We start from the raw sequence: 26,317 nt of genomic DNA on the forward strand, positions 1-26,317 counted from the left end.
CCTATGTTAGAAATGCAATAAGTAACCGAGATTCTTGCTTAATAAAATTAAAAATTATGATATTCAATTAATACACCAAATGAAATATACGTAATTCATTAAAATTATTTATTAAGCAATATTATATATCCTTTTGGTTATTTTTTCTAATTATCTGAAGATTTATCAACATTAGTCTTAATATTCAAAAATAAGGAAATAGATTTTTCAGAAAGATAAAACTGCGCGTATTGCAATTATTTATGTATATAACTTTTTTAAAAATTATATTTTAAATATAGCTAGTTTTTTATAAATTTTTTGATATAATTACATACGGGAAAAGGGAAGAACTTTGTCTTCCCTTGTGTTTTTATTTGCATCTAGTACTTTTGCTAGATGCTTTTTTTTATGCTAAAAAAGGTATCCTCAAATACTTTGAGGATACCTTTTCACCTTTATTATCTCTGCTGTTTTCTACCTAATATGAGTAATCCAAAACTCATCATTACAAGAAGTGCTCCCATATATGGTTCCACAGGCATTTTCTGCCCTGTCTTCGGTAATTCTTTTTCAGGTTTCTCTGGATTCGGTGTCCCAGGCTTTTCTGGATCTGGTGTCCCAGTTTTTTCTGGATTCGGTGTTCCAGGCTTTTCTGGATTTGGTGTTCCAGGCTTTTCTGGATTCGGTGTTCCAGGTTTCTCCGGATTCGGTGTTCCAGGCTTTTCTGGATCTGGTGTTCCAGGTTTTTCTGGATCTGGTGTTCCAGGTTTCTCCGGATTCGGTGTTCCAGGCTTTTCTGGATCTGGTGTTCCAGGTTTTTCTGGATCTGGTGTTTCTGGGCCTGGTGGCGCTAAATGATTCAATTTGTTTAATACTTCTAATTGAACTGCATTTATCATTCCATTTGTAATTTCAAATGGAATTGGATTAGTTAATTTTTCATATCCTTTTGGTGCTTCTACTTCTACTAGTGTGTAGTTACCTACAGATAGATCTGTGATTTTTGCCTTTCCATCTTTATCTGTTGTTACTTTCACTACTACTTTTCCCTTTTCATCATGAACCTCAAACACAGCTCCTGATAAGACTTCCTTGCTTTCAGCGGCCATTTTTGTAATCTCCACTGAACCTTTGTCTAACTGTTCATTCTCTACTTGCAATGATAAGACTTTCGTCATACCTTTTGTAATTTCGAATGAAACTGGCTTTTCTAGTGGTTTGTAGCCTGCTGGTGTTTCTACTTCTACTAACTCATACTTTCCAATAGATAAATCTGAAACGTCTGCTTTTCCTTCTTTATCCGTTGTTACTTTCGCAACTACTTTGCCTTTTGAGTCACGTACTTCAAATACAACATTTTCTAATGGTGCTTTACTGTCTTTATCTATTTTTGTGATTTCTACATTCCCCGTATCTACCATTTCATTTTCTACAGTGAACGCTAAAGATTTTGTCATACCTTTTGTAATTTCAAATGGTACAGGCTTTTCTAATTTTTTGTAGCCTGGTAAACTCTCTACTTCTACTAACTTGTACTTTCCTACTGATAAATCTGCAACTGTTGCTTTTCCACCTTTATCTGTCGTTACTTTCGTTACTACCTTGCCTTTGTCGTCTTGAACTTCAAAGACTACACCTGCTAACGGTGCCTTATTATCTTTATCTATTTTTGTAATTTCTACATTTCCCGTATCTACCATTTCATTTTCTATTTTTAATGATAGAACTTCTGTCATACCTTTTTTGATTTCGAATGATACTGGTTCTGTTAATTGTTTGTAGCCTGGTAAGCTTTCTTTCTCTACTAATTTGTACTTTCCTACAGATAAGTCTGAGATTTTTGCTTTACCATTTTTATCTGTCTTTACTTCCGTTACTACTTTTCCTTGTTCGTCTTGTACTTCGAAGACTACGCCTTCTAATGCTTTTTGACTATCTTTATCTACTTTTGTAATCTCTACTGAGCCTTTGTCTAACTGTTCATTCTCTACTTTTAATGATAAGACTTCTGTCATACCTTTTTTGATTTCGAATGATACTGGCTCTGTTAGTTTTTTGTAACCTGGTAAGCTTTCTTTCTCTACTAATTTGTACTTTCCTACAGATAAGTCTGAGATTTTTGCTTTACCATTTTTATCTGTCGTTACTTTTGTTACTACTTTATCTTTTTCATCTTGCACTTCGAATGTTACGCCCGCTAATACTGCGCCACTTTCTTTGTCTACTTTCGTAATTTCTACTGAACCTTTATCTACTAGTTCATTCTCCACTTTTATTGATAAAACTTCTGTCATACCTTTTGTAATTTCAAACGATACTGGTTTCGCTAGTTTTTTATATCCCGGTAAGCTCTCTACTTCTACTAGCTTATATTTTCCTACTGATAAATCAGCAATCTTTGCTTTTCCTTCTTTATCTGTCGTTACTTTTGTTACTACTTTATCTTTTTCATCTTGCACTTCGAATGTTACGCCCGCTAATACTGCGCCACTTTCTTTGTCTACTTTTGTAATCTCTACTGAACCTTTATCTAACAGTTCGTTCTCTACTTTCAATGATAAAACTTTTGTCATACCTTTTTTGATTTCGAATGATACTGGCTCTGTTAATTGTTTGTAACCTGGTAAGCTTTCTTTCTCTACTAATTTGTACTTTCCTACAGATAAGTCTGAGATTTTTGCTTTTCCTTCTTTATCTGTCGTTACTTCTGTTACTACTTTTCCTTGTTCGTCTTGTACTTCGAAGACTACGCCTTCTAATACTTTTTGACTCTCTTTATCTACTTTTGTGATTTCTACATTTCCCTTGTCTAACATTTCGTTTTCTACTGTTAAAGCAAGAGATTTTGTCATGCCTTTTTCAATTTGGAAAGTAATCGGATCTACTAATTGTTTATATCCTTTTGGTGCTTTTACTTCTACTAACTTGTATGTGCCGACTGATAAATTAGTAACTTGTACTTGTCCTTTTTTATCTGTCGTTATTTTAGCGACTACTTGCCCTGCTTCATCTTGAATTTCAAAGACTGCATCAGCTAAAGCATCTTTATTTTCTTTATCTACTTTTGTAATTTCTACATTTCCTGTATCCACTAATTCATTTTCTACTGTTAGCTTTAGCGCTGTTACTCTACCCTTTTCAATTTCAAATGAAATTGGCTTTTCTAGTGGTTTGTATCCTGCCGGTGTTTCTACTTCTACCAACTCATACTTCCCGATAGATAAATCTGAAACGTTTGCTTTTCCTTCTTTATCCGTTGTTACTTTCGCAACTACTTTTCCTTTTAAATCACGTACTTCAAATACAACATTTTCTAATGGTGCTTTACTATCTTTATCTATTTTTGTTATCTCGACATTCCCTGTATCCACCATTTCATTTTCTACTTTTAATGATAGGACTTCGGTCATGCCTTTTTTGATTTCAAATGATATTGGTTTTTCTAATTTTTTATAACCAGGTAAACTTTCTACCTCTACTAATTCATACTTTCCTACAAGTAAATCTGAAACATTTGCTTTTCCATCTTTATCTGTCGTTACTTTTGTAACTTCATTACCCTTTTCATCTTGGACGATGAATGTTACTCCCGCTAACGGTGCTTTATTATCTTTATCTATCTTTGTTATCTCTATATTTCCCGTATCTACCATTTCATTTTCTATTTTTAATGATAGAACTTCGGTCATGCCTTTTTTGATTTCAAATGATACTGGATCTGTTAGTTTCTTATAGCCTGGTAAACTTTCTTTCTCTACTAATTTGTACTTTCCTACTGATAGATCTGAGATTTTTGCTTTACCATCTTTATCTGTTTTTACTTCCTTTACTACTGTTCCAGCTTCATCTTGCACTTCAAAGACTACGCCTTTTAATGCTTTTTTGTTGTCTTTATCTACTTTTGTAATTTCTACTGAACCTTTATCTAACTGTTCATTTTCTACTTTCAATGATAGGACTGTTGTCATACCTTTTGTAATTTCGAATGATACTGGTTCTGTTAGCTTTTTGTAGCCAGGTAAACTTTTCGTCTCTACTAATTTGTACTTCCCTACTGATAAATCAGAGATTTTTGCTTTACCATCTTTATCTGTTTTTACTTCTGTTACTACTTTGCCTTGCTCATCTTGCACTTCGAAGACTACGCCTTCTAATACTTTTTGGCTATCTTTATCTATTTTTGTAATTTCTACTGAGCCTTTGTCTAACTGCTCATTTTCTACTTTTATTGCTAAAGCTTTTGTCATACCTTTTGTAATTTCAAATGGCACTGGTTCTGTTAGCTTTTTATAATCTGGTAAGCTTTTCGTCTCTACTAATTTGTACTTTCCTACTGATAGATCTGAAACGTTTGCTTTTCCATCTTTATCTGTTACTACTTTTCTTACTACTCCATCTTTCTCATCTTGGACTTCAAATTCGACACCTGCTAATACTGCCCCGTTTTCTTTGTCCACTTTTGTGATTTCTATATTACCTTTGTCAACCATTGCATTTTCCACTTGTATTGGGAATATGCCGTCCCCTGTTACATTTACTTCGAACTCTGTTTCTTTTAATTGGTATCCTTCAGGTGCTTTCGTTTCTTTTAAAATATATTTTCCTAGTGCTAACGGTTTAGAGGTTGCCTTACCATCTTTATCTGTAACAATATGTTCGACTACTACACCGTCTTTTACTATATCAAACTCTGCATTTGCTAATGGTTTTTCACCATTTTCCGAATCAATTTTCTTTATTTCAATTTGACCCTTTTGCACAGTATTTTTAATTTCAATTGTTTTTGTTTCTCCAGCTTGAAGTGTAACCTCTACTGGGCTTGTTAATTTTTGATATCCTTCTGGTGCTACTGTTTCATAAACTTTATACGTCCCCGGAGCTAAAGTTTGAGGTACTGAAAAACCTTTTTCGTCCGTTGTCAGTTTTGCAACAACTTCATTTGCACTATTTCGAACTTCAAATTCGGCACCTTTTAACCCTTTGTTCGGATTCTCAGAATCTATTTTATGAAGCGATACTGTACCATCTTTTGGAGCTTCAGGCGGTGTAATAGTTACTTCTTTTGATGTTAATGTTTTATCATCAAAATGTAATTCTGCTTTATTAGGAATCTTCTTATCTACGTAAGAAGATAAGTCTGCATTATTTTTAATTTTCGCCTTGATACTAAGATTAATTATCTGGTCTTCATACGACTTATAATCAAAATTCTCACCAAACGTAAATGTTACTTCACTTCTTTGTTTATCTATATTTAACGTTCCTTTAGAAGTAATATCTTGGCCATTTTGATCATACACTTTTGCCTCTAATACTTCTAAAACATCTTCTAAATCATCACTAATTACCATTGATGTGTATTTAGGAGGATCGTTTGGTATATGTGTACCAACTTGATATTGAATAACTTGATTCATTTGTGTTAGCTGCTCATTCTCTACAAGCTTGCCATTCTCATCAACTATATTTTTTTCAATGCTAGGTGGATTATCGTCACCTGAACCGGATCCTCCCCCACCACTCACAAATACTTGTCCTACTTTTTCTTCAGTTTTAATATTTTTACCTTCTAATTTCACAGTATTTTTATGAGGTTTTGCAGCAGGATTTGTAACCTTTGTTTTATATCTTAAAATATAGCCTTTTGAACTGTCTGGAAATTCAATTGTAAATCCAGTCTTTGTTGCATTTATTTTAATGTTAGATAAATTTGCTGGCTTAATATTTGTTGGTGCATAACCATCTTCAAATACAGCCTCTTCTAATAATACGCTGTCTGTAATTAACTCATGCCCAGGTCCTAATGTATCTGTTAATTTAAGATCTTGCATTTCTGTTCCAGTTGCATTTACATATACAAGCCAATCAGCAATAGACGGATCTTCTTGATTATAAGAACCCCATTTCAATAGATTTTCCGTATTGGGTTGTGGCTTCGGTCTCTCTGTCGTATTACTTACATTTACTTCTTTATTTACGATTTGACCATCAACGTTAAATTCTAATGGAATTTCTTTAACACCATCATATGCTTCTAGACCAAAGTAGAATTCTACGAATAAAGAACCTTTAATGTTGTTCTTTCCTTCTACGTAATCACCCATAGTACACGTTAATAGACCCTTTTTCATCTCACATGTACCAACTGTTTTTCCTTCAGCATCTTTTAAAGGAAAACTCATATTCATAAGGTCTTTTCGAAACTCTTTTGGCATATCAATTGTGAATTGATCTCCACTTTTTATTTTTTCTTTAGCTGACCACTTCACTTCTACTTTCATACCATCTGAGGCTTGATATGGTTCAGATGTCGTGCCATCAGTACGGGAAATATTAATTTCGTCCACTGGACTTTTCATCACAGCAGCTTGAATAACTGGAGCCCACACATTCAGCACTGAAAATAATACTAGAAAAACTAATGAAACCATTGAAATATGTCTTTTAGTACTTTTCATTTGCATAGTTCCCTCCTAAATTTTTATATTTATATAACAAAAAAAGATCGTCCGGTTGCATCAAAAATGTGCAACCAGACGATCTTAGTAACCAATATGTATTACCGTAGACTCTAAGCTTTGCGGCCTATCCTTTCGAATAGTGTGCTAAAAATATCTTTTATTCTTTTTTTGTTTCATTTTCCTCTTAAACCAAATATTACTATACCGTCTGGACGGTTATAATTCAATACTCTATAAAATTGTTCTATTTTTCTAATAAAAAAAAATAATTCACCACTACATTAAAGAAGCAATGGTGAATTATTTTAAAATTATATAGTTCGCATATTCTATTTATATGAATTACTAATAAGAGCTTGAATTACTTTTTCTCTTAACTCGGGGCTTAGTCTTCCAACCCCTAAATATTCCGAATACCATAATCCATCTGCTGCTAATCTAATAATTGTTGCACAAACTGAATCTATCTCATCATTCTCTATATTCTTTTGCAGTTGCTGAAATGATTGTTGTAATGGCTCAAGTAATTCAGGTTTTAACATGAGTACTGCCATCATACTGCTAGACAACTCTTCTGTTCTTCTCTCATTACTTAATCTTTCCTCTACAAAAGAGCGAACCCATCTCCCTTTCCTCTCTGAGTCTTCCGCTACTTTATTGTAAATGGCCCCTTCATAATCCTCTACCCCTCGGACTATCATACCTTCTATTAAAGCTTCTTTATTTGAAAAGTGATACAATAATCCACCTTTGCTTAAACCCGCCTCTTTTGCCACTGCTTCCAAGGTTAATTTAGCAACCCCTTTACATTGTACAATTTGAGAAGCGGCCGCCAAAATCTTTTGCCGCGTTATGCTTATACTCATTCCTTTTTAAAACCCCATTTCTACTAAATTTATATAAATACGAATCTTATTTTTAATATTGTTGATTACTACTAAGTATTTTCTTTATACAACAAAAGCTTCATTACCTTTGAATTTTTAGTTACTTATTCTATTAAAAATTTCCATATCATTCAATATGATAACATTAAATACACAAAGCTGACTATACATCTATACTTTTGTATTTATTGAAAATATATCCATTAATAAAATTTACCGATTTATTCCTTCTTATTACTTTAAAACAGCAGTAATTCTTTCAGTACTAAATAAAAAATGTTATTACTCCCATTGAATTGAGTAATAACATTCTACTTAACAAATTCGCTGCCAACTAGCATCCTTCACATCTTCACTAGTCGGTTTTCTAACTGATCCAATAAAGTGAAACTTTATATCCGTAACATGGACAGGTGTATTTCATTTTGTCACTCCATTATTAACTTGTTTTCCCATATATTCCGACTCACAAAGAATGTAACAGCACAAATCATAGTTATCCCCATGAAAAATGTATTAGAATCTTCATATGTAGTTGGAATGCCTACCGTTACGAAAACAATACTAAAAGCTAAAAATAGATATAATAATAAAGATATAATATAGCTTAGTTTAAATCGTAAAATGATACCTCTAAACAATAGCTCACCAAGTAGACAGCCACCTAAAATAATAGGTACTCCGAAATACAATGTAAGGACTCCCATTTGCGCAGTAGATTGAATTATCTTTCCAATTATGTTCGGCGAAACCAGCTCACTATCGTTTCCCATCCTATCATATAAATCAAGTGCTGTTGCTGAAATAAAGAAACTTAATATAGAAAATGAATACGGTATTAAAAATTTGCTCACTCTCATTCACCTCGCTTTTTTCTTTACATATATTATTCATTATTTCCTATCATTTTTACATAAAAAAATAACCCTCTATGATAAAACATAGAGGGTAGCATTTCTATATAAAAATCTATACCTTATCCTGAAGTGAATCCCGAAAATAGGACAAATATCAAAACACCTAAACCATCTGCTATCTGCTCCCTACATTCTTTAGGGTAGATAGTTTATATGTTTTATTAGAAAGTAGTGCCTTCTTTTTTATAATATTCTTTTGAAATCTCTTCATAAAATGCGGCTGATGTCGCGTAGAAATAAGGTGCTAACCATAAGAAACCGATTCCTATAGTAAGAATACTTAAAATGAACCAACCTAAGAAACTTAAGCATAGTAAAAAGTAATCCATTTTATGTCCATTCATCATATGACGACTCTCAGTAATCGCTTGATTCGCTGTATATTCTGGATGATCATTCAAAATAAAATATGTCATAGAATAAGAAAATGATTTAATAATACCTGGAATAATAAGAAGTAATGTCCATAGAGTCAAGTATACATACATTAGTAAATATGTTAAAAACGACTTCATCAACTTACTTCCATCGCTAAACCATCTAAATATATGACCAATGCGAGCATCAGTCCCACGAATTGCATTTAAAACAAGATAATAGGCACCTATTGTTAATGGACCAATAACAAGCATTACTATAATACTTACTGTAAGTGAATCACTTGCTTCTTCCCAACCCCAAAATATCGAGAAAATACCTGTTGTTAGCATTTCAACAGCTCCAATAAGGATTCCAATTAATAAGGTTGCCCCTACCGCTAATCCCCATCTTCCTTTTAATGCATCAAGTGCTTCTCTTTTCAACTGACTTATCATATATAACCTCCTAATACTATTTATATTTTAGTATACCATTTATATCAAAAACCCCATAGATTTCCCTTAATATAGAAGCTAATTACCTTTTTTCATATACTGTAGTTGTACTAATATATGGATTAAACCAATCTTTTCCCTATAACAAAAAAGCCTGCCTTTCATAATAGGCAAGCTTTCTCTGGTTAATTCTCACTTAACTTCTTCTTATACCAATCCTGCATTCTCCCCGCATCTTCTACTCTCGTATGCTCTATTTTGTAACTAGATGATGCACTCGAAAACTTATACGTACATAAATCCGCACGGCGCTGAAAATATGATTGTGTCTTCTCCATTGATTGGACGTGTCTTCTTCTAATAAGTCCTGTATATTTTCCGACGCTACGATAGACAAGTGTAATTTGTTCTCCGTTAACACTGTAGCCATTTGTTTTAAATGTTGCGTATCCAAGTGTAAAGATAAGGATTGCGAGCGGAATTAATGCCCACATGATGAAGTGCTTTTCAGAGTATATACTTATTCCAAGAAGCGGGATTGCTAGCATTGCGAAGAAGATAAAACTATCAATGAGATAGCGGCGCAATGCTGCTTTTGGTAATGCAATAATGTTTGCATTCAGTTCGTATGGTAATTGTAAATGGGCGAGTAACTGTTGTACTCGATCTTTTCGAATGATTGGGTGCAGTGTAACCTTTTCTTTTTCGTCACCCATTCCTTTACTTTGAATGACTTCTACTTGCACAGCACAATAACCGAATGGTTGGCGTAAAATACTTTCTTTTATCGTAATACCTTGAATACGATGCAATTTTAGTACGAGCTCTTTTTTCTCAAGTAATCCTTGTGAAATGCGAACTTCGTCATTTCTTCGATTCACTGTGAAATCGCCATGTTTTAACGCGTAACCGATTGTAGATATAATCCAAGAAAGAACGAGTAAAATGGCTACCATGAAAATCCAGCCATATATATCATGTTCCATTACATACGACTTTACGCCATTCTCTATCCATTTCGGAATGTACTTATCTACTTGGTGATAAACGAAAAAGATTAAAGAGAATAATAGTCCAAATTGACCAGATGTAACAGATGCTAATAAAATCTCTTTCCAAGTTAATTTATATTCTGTCGTTTGTTTTTCCTCTGTAACAATTGCTTTTTCTACTACATTTTCTGTTGCTTCGTCTAACGTTCCTTCTGCTTTCACTTCTGGAGTTGGCTCATTTAGCAAAGCAATAAGCTCCGCCGCTTCTTCTGCCGTAATACCAGCTAAGCTAACTTCTGCTTCATCGCCCCCACCAGCTGTTTCAATCTGAATTTTTTTCAAACCGAGCATTTGATATAGTACGTTAGAACTTGTATTAATCGTTTGAACACGTTCTTTATTTAAGTAGCTTTCCTTTTTCACGAAGAGACCTTTTTTCACATGTAATACGTTATTTTCAACCCAATATGTTGTGTAATACCATTTTTCAAATGCTGAAAAAACGGTGAGTAAACCAAATGCTGCAGGAATTAAATACCAAAACGGGAATTTTCCGTTTAAGCTAAACATGAAAATAATGAGTGGTATAAAATCTGTTATTTTTAATTCTAATAACATCGTGATTGGATGCTGCCTCTTATACATCCTCATCACTCACTTTCGCTAATTCTGCGATTTTCGTTTTCAACATTTCTGCTTCATACATCGTTAAGCCTGGGATGCTGTGAGAAGTTGCTGCCGTTGAAATGTGTAATTCTGCTAAGCCATATTTTCTCATAATTGGTCCTTGTTCAATCGTTACGTGCTGCACACGAATCATCGGTACTAATACGCGCTTTATGACAAAAAGACCATGCTGAATTTCAAGTTCTTCTTCATTTAGTTGGTAGCTGTAATAACGTTGACGTAGTTTCGGGAATAAGAAGTACGCAAATGGTGCGAACACAACTGTTAGCCCAATCATCACATACAAAATCCACGCCCACCAATCAAACTTTATCATGAGGAAAAGGTAAGCTAAAATAACGAGTATACCGATTCCTTCTTCAATTACAGCACGAACTTTCCACACCTTGACCATGTCAGGGTGAATTTCATTTTTCAATGGATCCATGTAACCACTCCAAATCTAGTAATCTAATATATGAATTCTCTCAATCTATATTTTACGTAACTTTACAGAAAATTGAAATTTAATCTTCTTTCTTCTCAGGAATAAAATATCCGAACCAAAGTAGCCAAATGAAACCGATTAACTTCATCCAATTTCCATCCGCTTGAAAAGCTTCAATCATACCTGGTATTTTATAAACCCCAATAAATCCAAGAAAACCGAGCCACCAGTTTTTTTGCATTTTCATTTTTACTCCTCCTTCATGACGTTTTTCACATTTCGAATCCAAATTTCTTTATACTTTAACTGGAATCCCATGAGCATATAGTTGCTCATATTATCGATCACGAGTGCTAGCGTATGAGCATTTTCTTCCGTTTCATGTTGTGACACTACGTCAAGTTCTACGCCTTTCTTCAATAAATCGTGGAAACCATTTAAGAAATCTTCTTGTATTTCAAATAAGCGTTTCTGATACTTTTCATTTCGCGATGCAGTTACGATAAATTCGTTGATAACGCGTAATATCCCTTCTTGCCCTTCATATTCAGAGAGCATATGTAAACCATCAGCAATTAACTTTTCTGCAAAGTTTTCTTTCGTATATTGCTCTTTATCGAAATAACTCACGAAATGATATCCAGAGAAAATTTCTTCAAATAAAAAATCGATTAACGCTTCTTTAGAAGAAAAATGATAATAAATAGCCGGTTTTGAAATACCTACCTCTTTCGCAATCATGGAAAGACTCATCTTCTCAATGCCGTGTTCTGCCATAAGTTTAAATGATGCCTCTACAATGTTTTGCGATGTTTGTAAATTCTTCGTCATACTGTACCTCACTTGTTTTTACTTACCGGTCGGTAAGTAAATTATAAAATAAAACGAAATGATTTTCAATTTAGTTAGCGTTCTAGAAGGTGTTTATTGGAAATTACAGAAAGTTATACAGTAAAAGCAACATATAACAATAAGGAGGATATCATATGGGACTTGGTGGTAATGGCGGTAGTGGTGGTAATGGCGGCGGTGAAGCAGGACAAGCTGGTAAGAGCGGATTTTCATTAATCATTTTACTTTTTATCGTATTGATTATAGTTGGAGTTAGCTATATCGGACTTGGCTTCTAAGAAAAGGCGTCCTACATTACACATGTAGGACGCCTTGTTTTAATCCCTATTCAGCAATCGCATACGATAACAATTCATCGTCACTTCTCCAAGTCTTTGCAGCAATTGATAGTTCGCATATGCGCCAACTGGGGCACCGATTACCGGGATGAGCTGAAGCATTTTTGCTAAATCGATATAGTCTCGGTATTCTGTTTGGAACTTTTCCCAGTCCATATGATTTTCTTTTTCTGTATCCCACGTTTCAATTGCTTTCCATATTTCTTTTCTGTGATTGTCACTTGAAAAGGCGAGTTGGAAAACGTGAAGGATAAAAAGACGCTCTTCTTGTTTACTCGTATCAAATCCGTACAACGTTGCTGCATCGAATAAAAATTTAATTTTAATGCCGAGTAAAAGCGGAAAGTCAGCAAGACCGAGGAGAATACCGCCAGCCCCCGTCCCTGCCCCTTCTGCCGCTGCTATTTTTTTGTACTCATCCATTTTTTTACGTACTTCATCGTCACGTCTTTGCAGTGACCATGTCGTCTCTTTTAGCTTCGGCTTTATAAAGTTTGACCCGGCGCTGATCGTTTGCACCATCATCCGGATCGTCTCTGTTAGCACTTTTTGTACTTTCGCCGGAATGAGCTGTTGCACTTTCGTCTGCACTTTTTTGGAGAACCGTGTCATCATAGAAGAATCTTTCATGAATGTAGCTTTCCACTGCTCCAATTCTTTTATAACCTTCTCTTCGTATGTAATCATAGGTTCATTCCTTTCAATTTAAACGCTCAATGCGCTTCGCCCCGTATTGGTAAACAAAACCGATACTAAATAATATGCTTACGATAAGTAAAATTCCTGTCATCATGAAATCTTTCGTTGCTAGTGCAAATATAACTGTAAAGATTACGCTCCCGATGATTAGAACCGCGTTTAATAAAGTAAGAAAATCTTTCTTCTTCTCTTCTCCCCGTACTGGATACAAATCAAGCCAAATTTTCATGCGGTGATGTTTCCATAAAGTTAAGAGCTGATAGCCGATTAAATATAGGAAGATAAAACTTACGATAAATCGCCCGTATAAAAATGGAATGAAGTAAAGAATAACTCCTCCAAGAGCGAGCAAACGCACATATAATCCAAAATAGTTACCAGATCGTAAAAATGTTCTCGTATATAAGTATAAATATGTACGCTTTTCACCGATTATCGAAAGAATGAAATCGAGCCATTTTCTGCGTGCTACTCTTTCTTTTAATGCTGGTACATCAACGAACATGTTCGCGATGCGGTACAGCAGCATCATCTTCTTACCTTCTTCAGAAATTAAATACTCCCAGTTTAGTGGCTTTCCCTTTGCCATTTGATGCATGATAGCAAGGTATAACACCATGAGAAGGACGATTCCACCAATGAAAAGAACTGAAGTACGTTCTACAAGGAAATATACAAATAAACCGTTTAGGATAAAGCGAATGAACCAATCCGCTCTTTGTATATTTTGATCTGTTAAAAATGACTTTTCCCACGCTACAAATAAATTCCACGCTTTTACAATGACAAATGCAAGTACGATCCATATGTAGCCAGCTCCTGTTTGCTTCATTTGCTGGAAGTATAACGGAGCAAGCGCAGCTGCTACGATTGCGATTATGTATAACTGGATCATAAATGTAAAAAGAAATGCCTTTGTGAAGTAAGGTTTTAACTTTTCTTCAACTGGCAGTAAGTAAACGAGATCTGCTTCTTTTAATAATGTTTGAATGGATCCAGCCGTTAACACGAGTCCAATTAATACTGCCATTACGAGCGCCGCCGGAAACGAAGGTGTTAACGTTTGTAACCATTGCTGGTAATAGTACGCTCCCGCACCGATGATGAACACGAAAATAAATTTCAAATGATCATTAAATACGTATTTACTATATGTACGAACTTCTTTTAGAAAGTGACGAAATCGTTCTTTCCATAACGCTGTGCTATTCATAATCTTCTTCCTTTGTTAGCGCGATGTAAATATCATCTAACGTTGCACCTGGCATATTAAACTGTGATTGCAGTTCAGATAGCGTTCCCTTCGCTCTTACTTCACCTTGATGCAAAATAATGAACGAATCACAATAACGCTCTGCCGTCGCTAAAATATGTGTGCTCATTAAAATACCGGCACCACTCTTTTTCATTTGGTCCATCATTTGAAGAAGGGATTGAATCGCTAACGGATCTAATCCAACGAAAGGTTCATCTACTATGTAAAGAGATGGCTCCACTAAAAATGCGCTCATAATCATTACTTTTTGTTTCATTCCTTTTGAGAAATGAGATGGAAACCATTTTAAACGATTTTTCATACGAAACTCTTGTAGTAGTTGTCCTACACGTTCTTCATATTGTTTTTCATCAACGCCATACGCCATAGCTGTTAATTTCAAATGCTCTTCTAACGTTAATTCATCATATAATACTGGCGTTTCCGGAATGAATGAAAAGCTAGAACGGTACGCTGTCATATCATCACGAATTGTTTTCCCATTAATTGTGACAGTTCCTTTTTTCGGTTCCATTAAACCGATAATATGTTTAATCGTCGTACTTTTACCAGCTCCATTTAAACCGATTAAGCCGACAAGTTCGCCTTTATTAACAGAGAACGAAACGTCTTTTAATACAGGTCGTTTCGTATATCCTCCTGTAACATTTTCTACACGCAATAACTCGCTCATACGACACCACTTTCTTCATTAGTATTCATTCTATATTCATCTTACCAAAAATTATGCTGTACTACATAGTATCCATGTACTCAAAAAAAATTTTTAAATTTATTAGCATATATTTTTCCGAAAGCGGACATCATAATTATTGAAGAAGGAACACATTGAAAAAGCAACCACCAATTGATGAGTACAACAACATAGTGAAGTCATCATGAAATGGGGTGTCCAAGTTGGACAATGAAATTTACACATAACCAGATCATTTGTTTCATTTTCGAAACGGGGTGTCTCTGAAAGAGCATATACTGTTTTAAAAAATAAACAATTTCATTTTAAAAAAGATTGCAATTCATTTCACTTGAAAATGGGGTGTCTACGGCAGAAACTTTAGCCGATTTACCGTGCATTTCTTAAATAAATGAGGTGTCTGCGAAACGTAAATTACGATAATGCTTTTTCAATCCCTCTTCAGAAAACAGGAAGCTGAGTCAGCTTCCTGTTTTTCGTGTTTGTTCTCTTATGTAATTATGGTAAAATACGGCTAAGGATATTTGAAAGGATGAGATCAATGAATCATACAGCAGACAATTGTATTTTTTGTAAAATCATTGACGGGCAAATCCCTTGCTCAAAAGTATACGAAGATGAACATGTGCTTGCATTTTTAGATATTAGTCAAGTAACAAAAGGACATACTCTTGTTATTCCAAAAGTTCACAAACAAGACATTTTTGCGTTAACGCCAGAAATCGCATCACACATTTTTTCTGTCGTTCCAAAAATCGCAAATGCGATTAAAGCAGAGTTTAATCCAGTTGGCTTTAACCTACTTAACAATAACGGTGAAAAAGCTGGACAAACTGTGTTCCACTTCCACCTTCATTTAATTCCACGCTACGGTGAAAAAGATGGTTTCGGTGCTGTTTGGAAATCACATCAAAATGAATACACTATGGAAAATTTACAAAACATCGCAAGTACAATTGCAAATAGTGTGAAATAATGACACTATAAGAAGGCGTAATACATAACAAGCCACTTCCCTGAAGTCATCAAATTCCGCATGGCTTGTTTCTTTACTTAAAATGCTCAGGGATGATTGTTTGTGCATAGCACATATAAGAAAGATATGCATATTTTTCCCATCATGAATACGAACAAAAAATAAGGAGGTCTCCTTTTATGTCAAAAGCTAAATCCTTTATTACAGGTGTTATTTGCGGCGGAGCAGTTGCTGGACTAGCTGTTCTTTTCTCAACTCCTTCTTCTGGTAAAGACATGCGCGGCAAGTTAAAAGAAAAAGGAAATGATATTAAAAAGACTTTAGCTGATATTACAGCTGATACGAAATTATTAAAGCGTCAAATTGTTGAAACTGCTTCAGAAGGTAAAGAAGTGTTTCAAGAATTAAAAGATGACATGCAAGACACGCTTTCTAACTGGAAGCAAGATATTTCTCAAAACAAGCGCCATATTGAGAAAGAAATTTTGGACATCCAAAAGTCAATTGAGAAACTACAAGAAGCTGTTCCAGAAAAAGCGTAAACAAATTCCTGCTTAGTTTTTTGCATATAACAAATATTTTTTATATAAATTGACCTTGACACGGCATATCGTATAGATATGCCGTGTTTTTATGCATTTACAATATATGTTATCACTTAACATGTAAGGACAACGTATGTATTCACGACTCATAAAACGCTTCCATAGTTATGCATGATTTGTATAGAATGTCATTTTTCCGAAAAATTTTCACAATTCTCACAAAAAGACTTTATTAATTTTTATTTTACTGGCATAATAGATAGTAATGAAAAAAGAATGTTAAAGTGGGTGAGTAAATGAAAAGTGGAGAAAAAGATTACTCGGTAAAAGAAGCGATGATTTTCAGCCAACGCATTGCTCAATTATCGAAAGCGTTATGGAAATGTGTAGAGAAAGATTGGCAGCAGTGGATTAAACCTTACGATTTAAATATTAATGAACATCATATTTTAACAATCGCTTATCATTTAAAAGGGGCTTCTATTTCTGAGATTGCTAAGTTTGGAGTTATGCACGTATCAACAGCGTTTAACTTCTCGAAAAAGCTGGAAGAACGCGGCTATCTTGTATTCTCGAAAAAGGAAGATGATAAACGAAATACGTACATTGAAATTACAGACAAAGGGGAAGAATTACTACTTCGCTTAATGGAAGAGTATGACCCTGAAAATAATTCAGTGTTTAATGGGGCTCTTGCACTTCGTAATTTTTATGGGAAGTTCCCAGAAAATATCGAACTGATTGCAATCCTGCGTAACATTTACGGACAAGACTTTATCGATATTTTTGAGAAATCATTAGAAGATATTGAAGAGAACTTTACAGAATCCGATCAAAAGTTAGTTAAGAAATAATCTCTTTATTTTTTCGCAATCATGCTTAAGAATTCATTCATAAGCGGCTTAAATAAACCTTGTTTTGCTAGCGCTTCCGCAGTTTCGTGTACTTCGAGCTGATGTGGAAGCGCTTTTTCAAATTGATCTAACAGCGCATCGAACAAAAGAAGCCCTTCTGCTTTCTCCACTACATATTGCTCGTTCAGTTTTTCACAAAGATTTAGTATACGTTCAATATCTTTTTTACGAGCTTTTTTCTTTATGATCAAAGAATAAAATGGACACTTCTCTTCATCAATCATTTTAAATAATAAGTCTACATAGTATTCAGCTTGTTCTAATCTTCTAACAACGTCCATTTTCTCCCTCACTTTCTAACACAAAGTCTTCTATTTCTGAATTTTGTAACACGAACAAAATATCGTGTGATACAATATATGTATATGTATTTTAGCCAAAAGGAGGTCTCGCCTCATGACACTTATAACAGTTGTTTTTGTCGCATTCGCACTTCTTGTTATATTTTACACGAATTTCATGACACATACACTGTGTGAACGAAAACAAATAGCTGCGAGCCGCCAGCCCGGTGTCTTTCGGGTTATTAATGTATGTATAACAATTTTATTAATTTCTAGTTATATAGAAATTATATTTCATGGAAAGTGAGGAAGGAAAGCCCCTTCCTCACTTTTTTCCTCTATAAGCAAATTATACCTACAATAACCAATAAAATAAACAGTACAAGTAATAAAATAAGTTGAGAATTCATCCCCATCCCCTCCTCTATTCTGTATATGCGGCATGCGCCCAATATGGCACACTTTCAAAATCTGACACGTGCTGGTTAATTTTTCTTTATCAATATGAAAACGGTTCGAAATATGATATATTAAATTTTGTACATATTGCTTATACTATAGAACAAAACATTCATCAAAACTTTATCCTCAGCCACGGTAAGCCCTGTTAAGCGCGCTTTACCAATATAAAAAAGCAAAAGTATCAGTGAGACTTAATCGGGCTCTTATGAATCAAAATTCATTGGTGTAGGATAAATTAAAAATACATAATAGTAGGAGTGTTTATTGAATGAAGAAAGCTATGCTTGCCTTAGCCGCAACAAGTGTAATCGCATTATCAGCATGTGGAACATCATCATCAGACAAAATTGTTACATCTAAAGCTGGTGACATTACAAAAGAAGAATTCTACGATCAAATGAAGACACAAGCTGGTAAACAAGTACTAAACAACATGGTTATGGAAAAAGTACTTATTAAAAACTACAAAGTTGAAGACAAAGATGTAGACAAAAAGTTCGATGAAATGAAAAAACAATACGGTGATCAATTCGATACACTATTAAAACAACAAGGTATTAAAGAAGAAACGATAAAAACTGGTGTGCGTGCTCAATTAGCTCAAGAAAAAGCGGTTGAACAATCGATTACTGATAAAGATGTAAAAGCAAAATTCGAGGATTATAAAAAAGAAATTAAAGCAAGTCATATCCTTGTAAAAGATGAAGAAACTGCTAAAAAGGTGAAAGATGAACTTGCTCAAGGTAAATCTTTCGAAGAATTAGCAAAACAATACTCTGAAGATACAGGCTCAAAAGAAAAAGGTGGCGACTTAGGATTCTTCGGACCAGGGAAAATGGTAAAAGAATTTGAAGAAGCAGCTCAAAAGTTGAAAAAAGGTGAAGTAAGCGAACCTGTAAAAACACAATTCGGTTACCATATCATCAAAGTAACTGATAATCACGCAGATGCAAATTTCGATAAAGCAAAAGCTGATATTAAAAAATCACTAGTTCAAGAAAAAACACAAGATGCTCAATTTATGAACGATCTTATGATGAAAGAAATCAAAAAAGCTGACGTAAAAGTTGACGATAAAGATTTAAAAGATCTTTTCGAAGAGAAAAAAGCTGACGATAAGAAAGACGAAAAGAAATAATGAAGTAAAAAAAGCTTGGGCTTCGGCCCGAGCTTTTTTTTATCTCCTCTTCTCCCGGTAGTTATATCTAGATTCGGTAAATGAAATTATATCGGCGATTTTTCAAATATATCGACCGCAACTCCAATTATATCGGCGATTTTCAAACTATATCAGCGCAACTCCAATTATATCAGCGATTTTCGAAATATATCGACTTACCGACAAAAAACGACAACAAGCGTGACTCCCTCTTCAAACACAAAAAAACCTTGATCCACGCCACGTAGAACCAAGGTTTATCTTATTATCATTGATTAAATGAAAAAACTATGTTAAATTAGAACAGAAACACGTTTCCCGAAACAAAAGGAACGTATTTATCCGTATCTTAATTGTACACCAAAATACATCTTCAGTCAACCTCTATTTTTCACTTTTAAAGGAGTGCTTACCGTATGAACAAAAAACTTGATCTAGAGCAAAAAAGATTGGATACCGTAATTGAAACAATTACGGAGCAAATTGATAAACTGGAAAATGAAACTGGCAGACGCCGAGCAGAAGTAATCAATATTCGTAAACACTTTTGGGATGACGTGAAAGTGAATACTGATACTTTCGATGATTATCTTGAAACAGTTATCAACTTAAGACAACAAGCTCAGTCACTAGCTGTCACACAAATTACCCATAAGCACACCTTTAATCGACTTGCCGCATTAAGACGTATGCATAAAGCACCTTATTTCGGACGAATTGATTTCAAAGAAGAAGGAGAATCTGCCGCGGATCAAATTTATATCGGCGTCGCTACACTTACTGATGCAAGCGGAGAAAACTTCCTTATATATGACTGGCGCGCACCTATTTCGAGTGTGTACTATGATTATCCACCAGGACCTGCTGAATACAGTACACCAGGCGGCGTAATCCACGGTAATGTGGAGAAAAAATTACAATACATTATTCAAAATGGCGAGATTGATTCTATGTTCGATACGAGCCTTACAATTGGTGATGAAATCTTGCAACAAGCGCTTGGAAAAGGCACGAACAAACATATGCAAAGCATCGTTGCTACGATTCAGCGCGAGCAAAATGAAATTATCCGTCACGATGAAGGCCGACTCCTTATCGTGCAAGGAGCCGCTGGTAGTGGTAAAACATCAGCTGCATTGCAACGAATCGCCTACTTACTATATAAATATCGCGAATGGCTAAAAGCAGATCAAATCATTCTCTTCTCTCCTAACTCTATGTTCAATAGCTACGTTTCTAACGTACTACCTGAACTCGGTGAAGAAAATATGCAGCAAGTTACATTCCAAGAATATTTGAATCATAGACTAAGTAAGTCATTTGAAGTTGAAGATCCTTATGAGCAATTAGAATATATGTTAACTGAAACGAATAGCCCTACCTATAAAACGAGAAATGCGAGCATCCGATTTAAAGCATCCACTCAATTTTTCGAGATGATTAGAGCGTACAGACAATCTCTTGAATCTTCAGGCATGCTATTTAGAGGAATGAAATTTAGAGGAAAACTGATTGTTTCTGCGAAAGAAATTACAGAACAATTTTACAATACCGACTCCTCCCTCCGCTTCCATAGTCGAATTGAGAAGTTAACGGATTGGCTAAATAAGCAAATAGATGCACTTGAAAAAGCAGAACTGAAAAAGCCTTGGGTAGAAGAAGAAATTGAATTACTTAGTAAAGATGAATACCAAAAAGCTTATAAATATTTGCAGAAAAAAGGAGAGTTTGACGACAACTCCTTTAATGATTTTGAAAAAGAAACGAGAGTACTTGGACGTATGATTGTCCGTAAAAAATTGAAGCCCCTTCGTAAAGGTGTTCAAACATTACGCTTTATCAATTTCACAGGCATATATAAACAACTCTTCACAGATGCATCATGGGTTACTGAGAAAAAACCGAAAGAGTGGGATGACATTTGCTCCTTAACAGTAAACATGCTTGATGAAGGAAAACTATATTACGAGGATGCGACTCCATTCTTACTTTTAAAAGAATTAATTGAAGGCTTCCAAACGAACAGATCGATTAAACACGTACTCGTAGACGAAGCGCAAGATTATTCTCCGTTTCAGTTCGAGTTTTTAAAACGTCTCTTCCCTGCCGCAAGAATGACGGTACTCGGAGACTTTAACCAAGCGATATTTGCTCATGCGAGTGAAACGGTTAATTTCGATACACTTACAAATTTATACGGTCCAGACGAAACAAACGGCATTAACTTAACTCGTAGCTATCGCTCAACAAAACCGATTATTGAATTTACACGTGCTCTCGTACCGGAAGGCAAGAACATTCACACCTTTGAACGTGACGGCGAGAAACCTACAGTGACGAAAGTATCGAATATCAACGAACTGCACGAACGTATTATTGCCAAAGTTGCTGAACTACAAAAAGAGCAGCACAATACGATCGCAATTATATGTAAATCTGCAGCTGAAAGCGCAGCTGCATACGAAGCACTTAATCATATCGATAATATTAAACTCGTGAAGAGTAACTCAGCCGAGTATGAGCAAGGCATTGTCGTGATCCCTGCTTACTTAGCAAAAGGTATCGAATTTGATGCTGTTATTATTTACGATGCTTCTAAAGATGTGTACAGCGACGAGAGCGTTCGTAGATTGTTCTACACTGCTTGTACGCGCGCAATGCATGAACTGCAACTTTATAGCGTTGGCGAAGTTAGTCCTTTTATACTTGGGGCTGATTCGGAGAGTTTTGAGCTTATAATGAAAACACCTTAATGATGGAAGTGACCCCCGAAAACGGGACACATATTAAAACACCTCCCGAATTCGCATACTAAGTATGCAAATTCAATGGAGGTGTTCTTTTTATCATTTAGACTTGTAAAATGCTTCGTATTTCTTCTAAACGTAAATTTGTAAACTTTGCAATATCTTCGATTGGCATTCCATTTTTATGCATTCCACGAATTAATTGAATCTTACCTTCTTCAATTCCCTCTTTCTTTCCTTCATTACGAGCATGAGCGAACTTTGCGGCTTCATCCATCAAAGCTTTCTCTCTTGCCTCATATGCTTGTCGGAAAGAAGAATCTTGACTCATACGCTCCCATTTATTCATCGCTTTTTGTAAAATCGGATCTTGGTTCATCGCAATGTCCTCCAATGTTTGGGTTAGTTGTTCATCCTCGTTTGCCGGAAGTAATAATAACCAACGAACAAACAAATCTTCCCAAGGATTTACTTGTTCATTCCGCCACTGTTGCATAAGTTTCGAAATCTCTACGATGTGAACTTCGATATCACTACTCAATATTTTATGTTGTTGTCGATTCCATAAAACTCCTGTTGTATGGAATGCCTCGTATTCAGGAAACATAACGAAATTTAACAAATTGATTGTAATTGTTTTATGAAGAGAGCTGTATGGCATTCCCTTTTGAAGTTGAGCTGTGTATAGCCTTCCCCAATAATATAAACTGCGTTTAATCATATCATGATTATTATTGAGTTGTATTTCTACATTGACTTTTGTTCCTGTGTCTAATGTAGCTGAAATATCTAAGATAGATAACTTATCTTCTTCATGTTCCCTGTGTAAATGTGGATCTGCAAATTGTAACGAAACAATGGGTGATTCTAAAGAATCCTGTAACATCGCATTTAAAAAAGCAATTAAAATATCTTCATTTCCACTTGTGCCAAATAATTGTTTAAAAGCAAAATCAATGCGTAAATTCACTAATTGTTGGCTGGACATGAAATTTTCTCTCCCCATCTCATAAGAGGCTTTTCTTTTATTGTACATAAAATAGTGATACGCATGCAAACACGCACTTACTTAAATTTCATAAAACGCCCTGTATTTGCAGGTTATCACATCACTTCTCACGATGCAGACATTCTTACGATTGACGTACTTCTATCCTCACCTTCATTAGATCCTGACACTTCCAAAAAAGATGCGGAAGAATACTCCTATTTACAACAACTAACTGAATCGATATCTCGTTCTGAATTATGTATTTCTGTTAAAGAGAGTACACTTATTTAAACACGAAAAGAGGAGTATTTATCATACCCCTCTTCTACTATCTATTTACGTTTTTACTTGATCATAATAATGAATTCTTTTATATGCAACTTATATAAGTATCAAGGTGTCTTTCTAATCCTGAATGAAATACCCTTACGCCTATATACACTCAGCACAATCCCCATTATAAGCGCATGAAATACAGTCGGCGTTAATCCGTAACTAATAAAAGGTAAGGATATAGCAGCAAGCGGCAATAATCCTAGTATCATTCCAACATTATAAATGAACTGGAATACAAAAAGAGTCAATCCACCAACGAGTAGCAATTTACCGTACCGATCATTTATTTTATAAGAGATGACTATTAATCTTGCTACAAAAAGAGAAAGAACGAAGACAAGAATTAATGCAAGCCAATACCCATAATAGTAAGTCAAACTTGCAAATACAAAATCAGTATCCGGAGCAGGAATGAATTTCATATCTCCATATGTACCAAACCAACCTGCTGATGACATTACCTCTTTTAATCGTATATACATAAATCCTGCGCCACCTGCATCACTCTCAGGATTTAAATACCCTAAAAGTCTATCTAAGTGGTATCCTGAAGACCATGATACGGATACCTTAATAATAAATAAACAAATAGGTACAACCGTAATAATCAACGACGTTTTCTTTCCTAGCTTACTCCACCAAAGCATAACGAATACCATCGTAATATAGATAAAAATTGACGAAAGGGTGGATACAATCAAAAATAAGTACAAAGAAAATAAATATAAAACCACAAGATGTATAATCTTTAACCTACTATTATTAAAAAAAGAAGCCCAAGCTAGAAAAAAGAAAGGCACTGCCATTAGACAGTCAATTGCAATTGGACCGATTTGTATTAACGGTTCTCCAATCATTGAAGCGTTTGAAAAACAGTATAGTATTAACAGGACAACTACTCCGATTATATAAAACAACCATCCCATTCTCTCTAATTTCCGATAATCAAGTAACATCATCCCAATCGCTGTTACAACACCGAGAATAATAAATATCACCTTATTTATCATTACTTCATTCGTATATTCAAAAACAAAAACCGGTAAAAAACCTAACCCCATAGCAGCCACTAATAAAATAAGTAAAAACCAATCCACCTTTGGCTTATGAAGTTTATTAAGTTCTTGCCCTAGTTTAATCGGACTTCCCATTTGTTCCACCGCTTTATTTTCAGCGACTTCCTCACTCAAACCTTTTTCTATCCATGTGTTCTTCGCCTGTTTTAGGTGAAAATCTAGTTCCGTTGCTACAAAGCTCTTCGCTTCTTTTGATTTAATATGATTCGTAACTTCGCTTACAAAACGCTCCCCTTTTTTGTTCAATTCCGCCTCACTCCTGTACTAATCCTTTTAATATAAATCGTGCCTTCGTAGCATTCTTCTCTGCCTTTCGCAGCATCTTGTTTCCTTTATCATTTAATTGATAATATTTAGCTCCCGCATGATCCCAGCTAGATTGGATAAAGCGATTCTGTTCTAGACGATGCAATAAAGTGTATAGAGATCCTTCATCACCTTCGAATTTTTGAATTCCTCTCCCCCGCAGTAACTGCATCAATTCATAACCTGTTTTTTCATTCATAAGAAGTTGCAACACTGCTAAAAGGATGTCTTCTTCCTTTTCGGACGATTGATTGATTTTTTCGTGCACCCGCTTTTGGTGCCGATCAGAAAAACTCAAATGTTTAAACGTTGTGTTCTCCATTGATTTTCGCAAGCCTTTTAATCGACCTTCCATTCGATTATTCCTCCAATCCTTCCTTCAAAAGCTCCTTCGCTTTTTTCAGTCTCGTTTTTATCGTGTTTTCCTTTACTTCTATTACTGTAGCAATCTCTTTAATTGATAATTCCTCATAATAAAATAGATAAATGACTTCTCGATATTTTATCGGTAAATTCATTACCGCAGAAGCCAACCTACTATCCTCAGCATTTTGAATAACTGTTTGTTCGACACTTTCTTTTTGACTCTCCATATACGTAAAGTCATCCTCTGTAACGATAACTTTTTTGTTATACCAACTTTTTATATAGTCCTTACATTGATTGATTGCAATTCTCCATAACCATGTTTTCACATTCGAATTCCCTTTATATGTATGAAGAGATTTATAGCATTTCACGAATATATCTTGCGTTACATCCTCCGCAACCTCTTTATTATTCACATACGAATACACAAGCTGCAGGACTTCTTGTCCATACTTGTTCATTATTTCGTCGATAAGGTCCTCCTTATCTTCTATTTCAAACGCTTCTATCGTTAATTCATCCACATCATTTCCTCCTTCCCATATATTAGACGACGCACTGTATGGAAAAGTTTTATAAATACATAAAAAAATACGGATGGTAATGTCCATACCGTTTTTTTATAAATATTTATTTACTTCTTGTCCCCTGACACTAATGTTCTGCTTAAAAACAGGAATTTTCATCCATATATCTTGTTCCCTATTTTAAAACATAATACAATGAATACGTAACTTAATAAGCTATAACTAGTAGGTGTGGCAATCATCTCTTCCATTTTGAAAAAAGGGGGGAGGTGATAATATAATCGCGATGTTTATAATTAAATTAGTGTATGGTATCCTAACCGGAGCTGGCGTTGTCATCGGTAGAAGATACGTTGGTCCGTGGCTAATTTCTGTATACAAAAAAGCGAGAACCACCCTGCTTCGTGGAAAAGGTAAGGGCGGTTCTCGGCTAAAACGTTAATGTAATTGTCTTATAACCGCACCTACTACCACCACAATAGCAAGTTAGGTTACACAAGGCAGAAGTTTCTCAGGCTTCTGTCTTTTTTATTTTATGCAAAATTCACACTACATACTCTATCATTATTGTAACACATTTTATTTATTTTTAGTCAAG

The 26,317-nt window shown here is 34.9% G+C and carries 24 protein-coding genes, 1 pseudogene and 1 riboswitch; of the genes and pseudogenes, 9 read left to right on the forward strand and 16 right to left on the reverse strand.

The window, feature by feature from the left end; translation table 11 throughout:
- Positions 1 to 440: 440 nt before the first annotated feature.
- The 8 genes from D1166_RS01665 to D1166_RS01695 all read right to left on the reverse strand — a co-directional run bounded on the left by D1166_RS01665 (position 441) and on the right by D1166_RS01695 (position 11,999).
- Positions 441 to 6,446: a SpaA isopeptide-forming pilin-related protein gene (locus D1166_RS01665; protein ID WP_098318481.1), complete on the reverse strand. Its 6,006-nt coding sequence runs from the start codon at positions 6,444 to 6,446 to the stop codon at positions 441 to 443.
- Between the two features lie 60 nt (positions 6,447 to 6,506).
- Positions 6,507 to 6,599, reverse strand: a riboswitch (cyclic di-GMP riboswitch).
- Positions 6,600 to 6,772: 173 nt separating this feature from the next.
- A complete protein-coding gene (locus D1166_RS01670) occupies positions 6,773 to 7,309 on the reverse strand; it encodes a TetR/AcrR family transcriptional regulator (RefSeq protein ID WP_097856623.1) in 537 nt (178 codons plus the stop codon).
- Between the two features lie 449 nt (positions 7,310 to 7,758).
- Complete coding sequence (locus tag D1166_RS01675; RefSeq protein ID WP_002098741.1) at positions 7,759 to 8,184, reverse strand: hypothetical protein; 426 nt, start codon at positions 8,182 to 8,184, stop codon at positions 7,759 to 7,761.
- A 224-nt stretch (positions 8,185 to 8,408) separates the two neighbouring features.
- On the reverse strand, positions 8,409 to 9,062 hold the full coding sequence (locus tag D1166_RS01680; protein ID WP_000625399.1) for a DUF975 family protein: 654 nt from the start codon (positions 9,060 to 9,062) through the stop codon (positions 8,409 to 8,411).
- Positions 9,063 to 9,247: 185 nt separating this feature from the next.
- Positions 9,248 to 10,699, reverse strand: a complete 1,452-nt coding sequence (locus D1166_RS01685) for a PH domain-containing protein (protein WP_097856624.1) — start codon at positions 10,697 to 10,699, stop codon at positions 9,248 to 9,250.
- Entirely contained in the window at positions 10,692 to 11,168 is a 477-nt protein-coding gene (locus tag D1166_RS01690) for a PH domain-containing protein (protein WP_097856625.1), read from the reverse strand. The genes D1166_RS01685 and D1166_RS01690 overlap by 8 nt, the downstream gene beginning before the upstream one ends.
- A 79-nt stretch (positions 11,169 to 11,247) precedes the next feature.
- Complete coding sequence (locus tag D1166_RS31125; protein WP_000783813.1) at positions 11,248 to 11,415, reverse strand: hypothetical protein; 168 nt, start codon at positions 11,413 to 11,415, stop codon at positions 11,248 to 11,250.
- Positions 11,416 to 11,417: 2 nt separating this feature from the next.
- Complete coding sequence (locus D1166_RS01695) at positions 11,418 to 11,999, reverse strand: TetR/AcrR family transcriptional regulator (RefSeq protein WP_000164831.1); 582 nt, start codon at positions 11,997 to 11,999, stop codon at positions 11,418 to 11,420.
- A gap of 155 nt (positions 12,000 to 12,154) precedes the next feature.
- Here D1166_RS01695 and D1166_RS01700 point away from each other — a divergent pair, with 155 nt between their 5' ends.
- Positions 12,155 to 12,298: a YjcZ family sporulation protein gene (locus tag D1166_RS01700; protein WP_097856626.1), complete on the forward strand. Its 144-nt coding sequence runs from the start codon at positions 12,155 to 12,157 to the stop codon at positions 12,296 to 12,298.
- A 39-nt stretch (positions 12,299 to 12,337) separates the two neighbouring features.
- Here D1166_RS01700 and ecsC read toward each other — a convergent pair whose 3' ends face one another.
- From ecsC to ecsA, 3 genes are read right to left on the reverse strand one after another with little or no spacing between them, the layout of a single operon-like run.
- Entirely contained in the window at positions 12,338 to 13,045 is a 708-nt protein-coding gene (gene ecsC / locus D1166_RS01705; RefSeq protein ID WP_097856627.1) for an ecs operon protein EcsC, read from the reverse strand.
- A gap of 13 nt (positions 13,046 to 13,058) precedes the next feature.
- A complete protein-coding gene (gene ecsB, locus D1166_RS01710) occupies positions 13,059 to 14,270 on the reverse strand; it encodes an ABC transporter permease EcsB (protein ID WP_097856628.1) in 1,212 nt (403 codons plus the stop codon).
- Positions 14,263 to 15,006 carry an ABC transporter ATP-binding protein EcsA gene (gene ecsA, locus D1166_RS01715; RefSeq protein WP_001292603.1) on the reverse strand — a complete coding sequence of 248 codons (744 nt, stop codon included), beginning with the start codon at positions 15,004 to 15,006 and terminating at the stop codon, positions 14,263 to 14,265. The genes ecsB and ecsA overlap by 8 nt, the downstream gene beginning before the upstream one ends.
- A 562-nt stretch (positions 15,007 to 15,568) precedes the next feature.
- On the opposite strand from ecsA, the gene D1166_RS01720 reads away from it, so the two are divergent.
- The 3 genes from D1166_RS01720 (at position 15,569) to D1166_RS01730 (ending at position 17,402) form a co-directional block, all read left to right on the forward strand.
- Complete coding sequence (locus tag D1166_RS01720; RefSeq protein ID WP_001016835.1) at positions 15,569 to 16,003, forward strand: HIT family protein; 435 nt, start codon at positions 15,569 to 15,571, stop codon at positions 16,001 to 16,003.
- A 179-nt stretch (positions 16,004 to 16,182) separates the two neighbouring features.
- A complete protein-coding gene (locus tag D1166_RS01725; protein WP_000030302.1) occupies positions 16,183 to 16,545 on the forward strand; it encodes a YtxH domain-containing protein in 363 nt (120 codons plus the stop codon).
- Between the two features lie 299 nt (positions 16,546 to 16,844).
- The gene (locus D1166_RS01730; RefSeq protein WP_000834924.1) at positions 16,845 to 17,402 is read left to right on the forward strand and encodes an HTH-type transcriptional regulator Hpr; all 558 of its coding nucleotides are present in this window, start codon (positions 16,845 to 16,847) and stop codon (positions 17,400 to 17,402) included.
- A 5-nt stretch (positions 17,403 to 17,407) separates the two neighbouring features.
- Here the strand turns inward: D1166_RS01730 and D1166_RS01735 are convergent, their stop codons facing one another.
- A complete protein-coding gene (locus tag D1166_RS01735; RefSeq protein WP_000383655.1) occupies positions 17,408 to 17,743 on the reverse strand; it encodes a DUF1878 family protein in 336 nt (111 codons plus the stop codon).
- Between the two features lie 115 nt (positions 17,744 to 17,858).
- Between D1166_RS01735 and D1166_RS01740 the strand changes: the two genes are divergently transcribed.
- The 3 genes from D1166_RS01740 (at position 17,859) to helD (ending at position 22,120) form a co-directional block, all read left to right on the forward strand.
- Positions 17,859 to 18,053, forward strand: a complete 195-nt coding sequence (locus D1166_RS01740) for a hypothetical protein (RefSeq protein WP_000172690.1) — start codon at positions 17,859 to 17,861, stop codon at positions 18,051 to 18,053.
- A gap of 423 nt (positions 18,054 to 18,476) precedes the next feature.
- Positions 18,477 to 19,346 (forward strand): peptidylprolyl isomerase PrsA, encoded by an 870-nt coding sequence (gene prsA, locus D1166_RS01750; RefSeq protein ID WP_118043232.1) that lies wholly within the window; start codon positions 18,477 to 18,479, stop codon positions 19,344 to 19,346.
- A gap of 437 nt (positions 19,347 to 19,783) precedes the next feature.
- Complete coding sequence (helD, locus tag D1166_RS01760; RefSeq protein ID WP_097861990.1) at positions 19,784 to 22,120, forward strand: RNA polymerase recycling motor HelD; 2,337 nt, start codon at positions 19,784 to 19,786, stop codon at positions 22,118 to 22,120.
- Positions 22,121 to 22,217: 97 nt separating this feature from the next.
- Here helD and D1166_RS01765 read toward each other — a convergent pair whose 3' ends face one another.
- On the reverse strand, positions 22,218 to 23,102 hold the full coding sequence (locus D1166_RS01765) for an Rpn family recombination-promoting nuclease/putative transposase (protein ID WP_000098344.1): 885 nt from the start codon (positions 23,100 to 23,102) through the stop codon (positions 22,218 to 22,220).
- A 90-nt stretch (positions 23,103 to 23,192) separates the two neighbouring features.
- Between D1166_RS01765 and D1166_RS01770 the strand changes: the two are divergent.
- A pseudogene (locus D1166_RS01770) lies at positions 23,193 to 23,396 on the forward strand (hypothetical protein); the annotation flags it as partial.
- A gap of 101 nt (positions 23,397 to 23,497) precedes the next feature.
- Here D1166_RS01770 and D1166_RS01775 read toward each other — a convergent pair.
- The 3 genes from D1166_RS01775 to D1166_RS01785 are packed head-to-tail and all read right to left on the reverse strand — an operon-like array spanning position 23,498 to position 25,716.
- Positions 23,498 to 24,763 (reverse strand): FtsW/RodA/SpoVE family cell cycle protein, encoded by a 1,266-nt coding sequence (locus D1166_RS01775; protein ID WP_001034645.1) that lies wholly within the window; start codon positions 24,761 to 24,763, stop codon positions 23,498 to 23,500.
- Between the two features lie 7 nt (positions 24,764 to 24,770).
- Positions 24,771 to 25,178, reverse strand: a complete 408-nt coding sequence (locus tag D1166_RS01780; RefSeq protein ID WP_000399088.1) for a PadR family transcriptional regulator — start codon at positions 25,176 to 25,178, stop codon at positions 24,771 to 24,773.
- Positions 25,179 to 25,182: 4 nt separating this feature from the next.
- Positions 25,183 to 25,716, reverse strand: a complete 534-nt coding sequence (locus D1166_RS01785; protein WP_000344007.1) for a sigma-70 family RNA polymerase sigma factor — start codon at positions 25,714 to 25,716, stop codon at positions 25,183 to 25,185.
- A 289-nt stretch (positions 25,717 to 26,005) separates the two neighbouring features.
- On the opposite strand from D1166_RS01785, the gene D1166_RS31130 reads away from it, so the two are divergent.
- Positions 26,006 to 26,161 (forward strand): hypothetical protein, encoded by a 156-nt coding sequence (locus D1166_RS31130; RefSeq protein WP_000469930.1) that lies wholly within the window; start codon positions 26,006 to 26,008, stop codon positions 26,159 to 26,161.
- Positions 26,162 to 26,317: the final 156 nt, after the last annotated feature.

This window comes from Bacillus sp. ISO11 (assembly GCF_003458115.1).
In the GTDB taxonomy this organism is placed as follows: Bacteria; Bacillota; Bacilli; order Bacillales; family Bacillaceae_G; genus Bacillus_A; species Bacillus_A cereus.

Bases quoted from the DNA above. Each gene is read 5' to 3' on its own strand.
- D1166_RS31125 (WP_000783813.1), bottom strand. From the start codon at position 11,415: ATGAAAATGCAAAAAAACTGGTGGCTCGGTTTTCTTGGATTTATTGGG.
- D1166_RS01780 (WP_000399088.1), bottom strand. From the start codon at position 25,178: ATGGAAGGTCGATTAAAAGGCTTGCGAAAATCAATGGAGAACACAACG.
- ecsB (WP_097856628.1), bottom strand. From the start codon at position 14,270: ATGAATAGCACAGCGTTATGGAAAGAACGATTTCGTCACTTTCTAAAA.
- D1166_RS01695 (WP_000164831.1), bottom strand. From the start codon at position 11,999: ATGACGAAGAATTTACAAACATCGCAAAACATTGTAGAGGCATCATTT.
- D1166_RS01740 (WP_000172690.1), top strand. From the start codon at position 17,859: ATGACACTTATAACAGTTGTTTTTGTCGCATTCGCACTTCTTGTTATA.
- D1166_RS01685 (WP_097856624.1), bottom strand. From the start codon at position 10,699: ATGTATAAGAGGCAGCATCCAATCACGATGTTATTAGAATTAAAAATA.
- ecsA (WP_001292603.1), bottom strand. From the start codon at position 15,006: ATGAGCGAGTTATTGCGTGTAGAAAATGTTACAGGAGGATATACGAAA.
- D1166_RS01670 (WP_097856623.1), bottom strand. From the start codon at position 7,309: ATGAGTATAAGCATAACGCGGCAAAAGATTTTGGCGGCCGCTTCTCAA.
- D1166_RS01665 (WP_098318481.1), bottom strand. From the start codon at position 6,446: ATGCAAATGAAAAGTACTAAAAGACATATTTCAATGGTTTCATTAGTT.
- helD (WP_097861990.1), top strand. From the start codon at position 19,784: ATGAACAAAAAACTTGATCTAGAGCAAAAAAGATTGGATACCGTAATT.
- D1166_RS01720 (WP_001016835.1), top strand. From the start codon at position 15,569: ATGAATCATACAGCAGACAATTGTATTTTTTGTAAAATCATTGACGGG.
- D1166_RS01735 (WP_000383655.1), bottom strand. From the start codon at position 17,743: ATGGACGTTGTTAGAAGATTAGAACAAGCTGAATACTATGTAGACTTA.
- D1166_RS01765 (WP_000098344.1), bottom strand. From the start codon at position 23,102: ATGTCCAGCCAACAATTAGTGAATTTACGCATTGATTTTGCTTTTAAA.
- D1166_RS01690 (WP_097856625.1), bottom strand. From the start codon at position 11,168: ATGGATCCATTGAAAAATGAAATTCACCCTGACATGGTCAAGGTGTGG.
- ecsC (WP_097856627.1), bottom strand. From the start codon at position 13,045: ATGATTACATACGAAGAGAAGGTTATAAAAGAATTGGAGCAGTGGAAA.
- D1166_RS01725 (WP_000030302.1), top strand. From the start codon at position 16,183: ATGTCAAAAGCTAAATCCTTTATTACAGGTGTTATTTGCGGCGGAGCA.
- D1166_RS01680 (WP_000625399.1), bottom strand. From the start codon at position 9,062: ATGATAAGTCAGTTGAAAAGAGAAGCACTTGATGCATTAAAAGGAAGA.
- D1166_RS01730 (WP_000834924.1), top strand. From the start codon at position 16,845: ATGAAAAGTGGAGAAAAAGATTACTCGGTAAAAGAAGCGATGATTTTC.
- D1166_RS31130 (WP_000469930.1), top strand. From the start codon at position 26,006: ATGTTTATAATTAAATTAGTGTATGGTATCCTAACCGGAGCTGGCGTT.
- D1166_RS01700 (WP_097856626.1), top strand. From the start codon at position 12,155: ATGGGACTTGGTGGTAATGGCGGTAGTGGTGGTAATGGCGGCGGTGAA.
- prsA (WP_118043232.1), top strand. From the start codon at position 18,477: ATGAAGAAAGCTATGCTTGCCTTAGCCGCAACAAGTGTAATCGCATTA.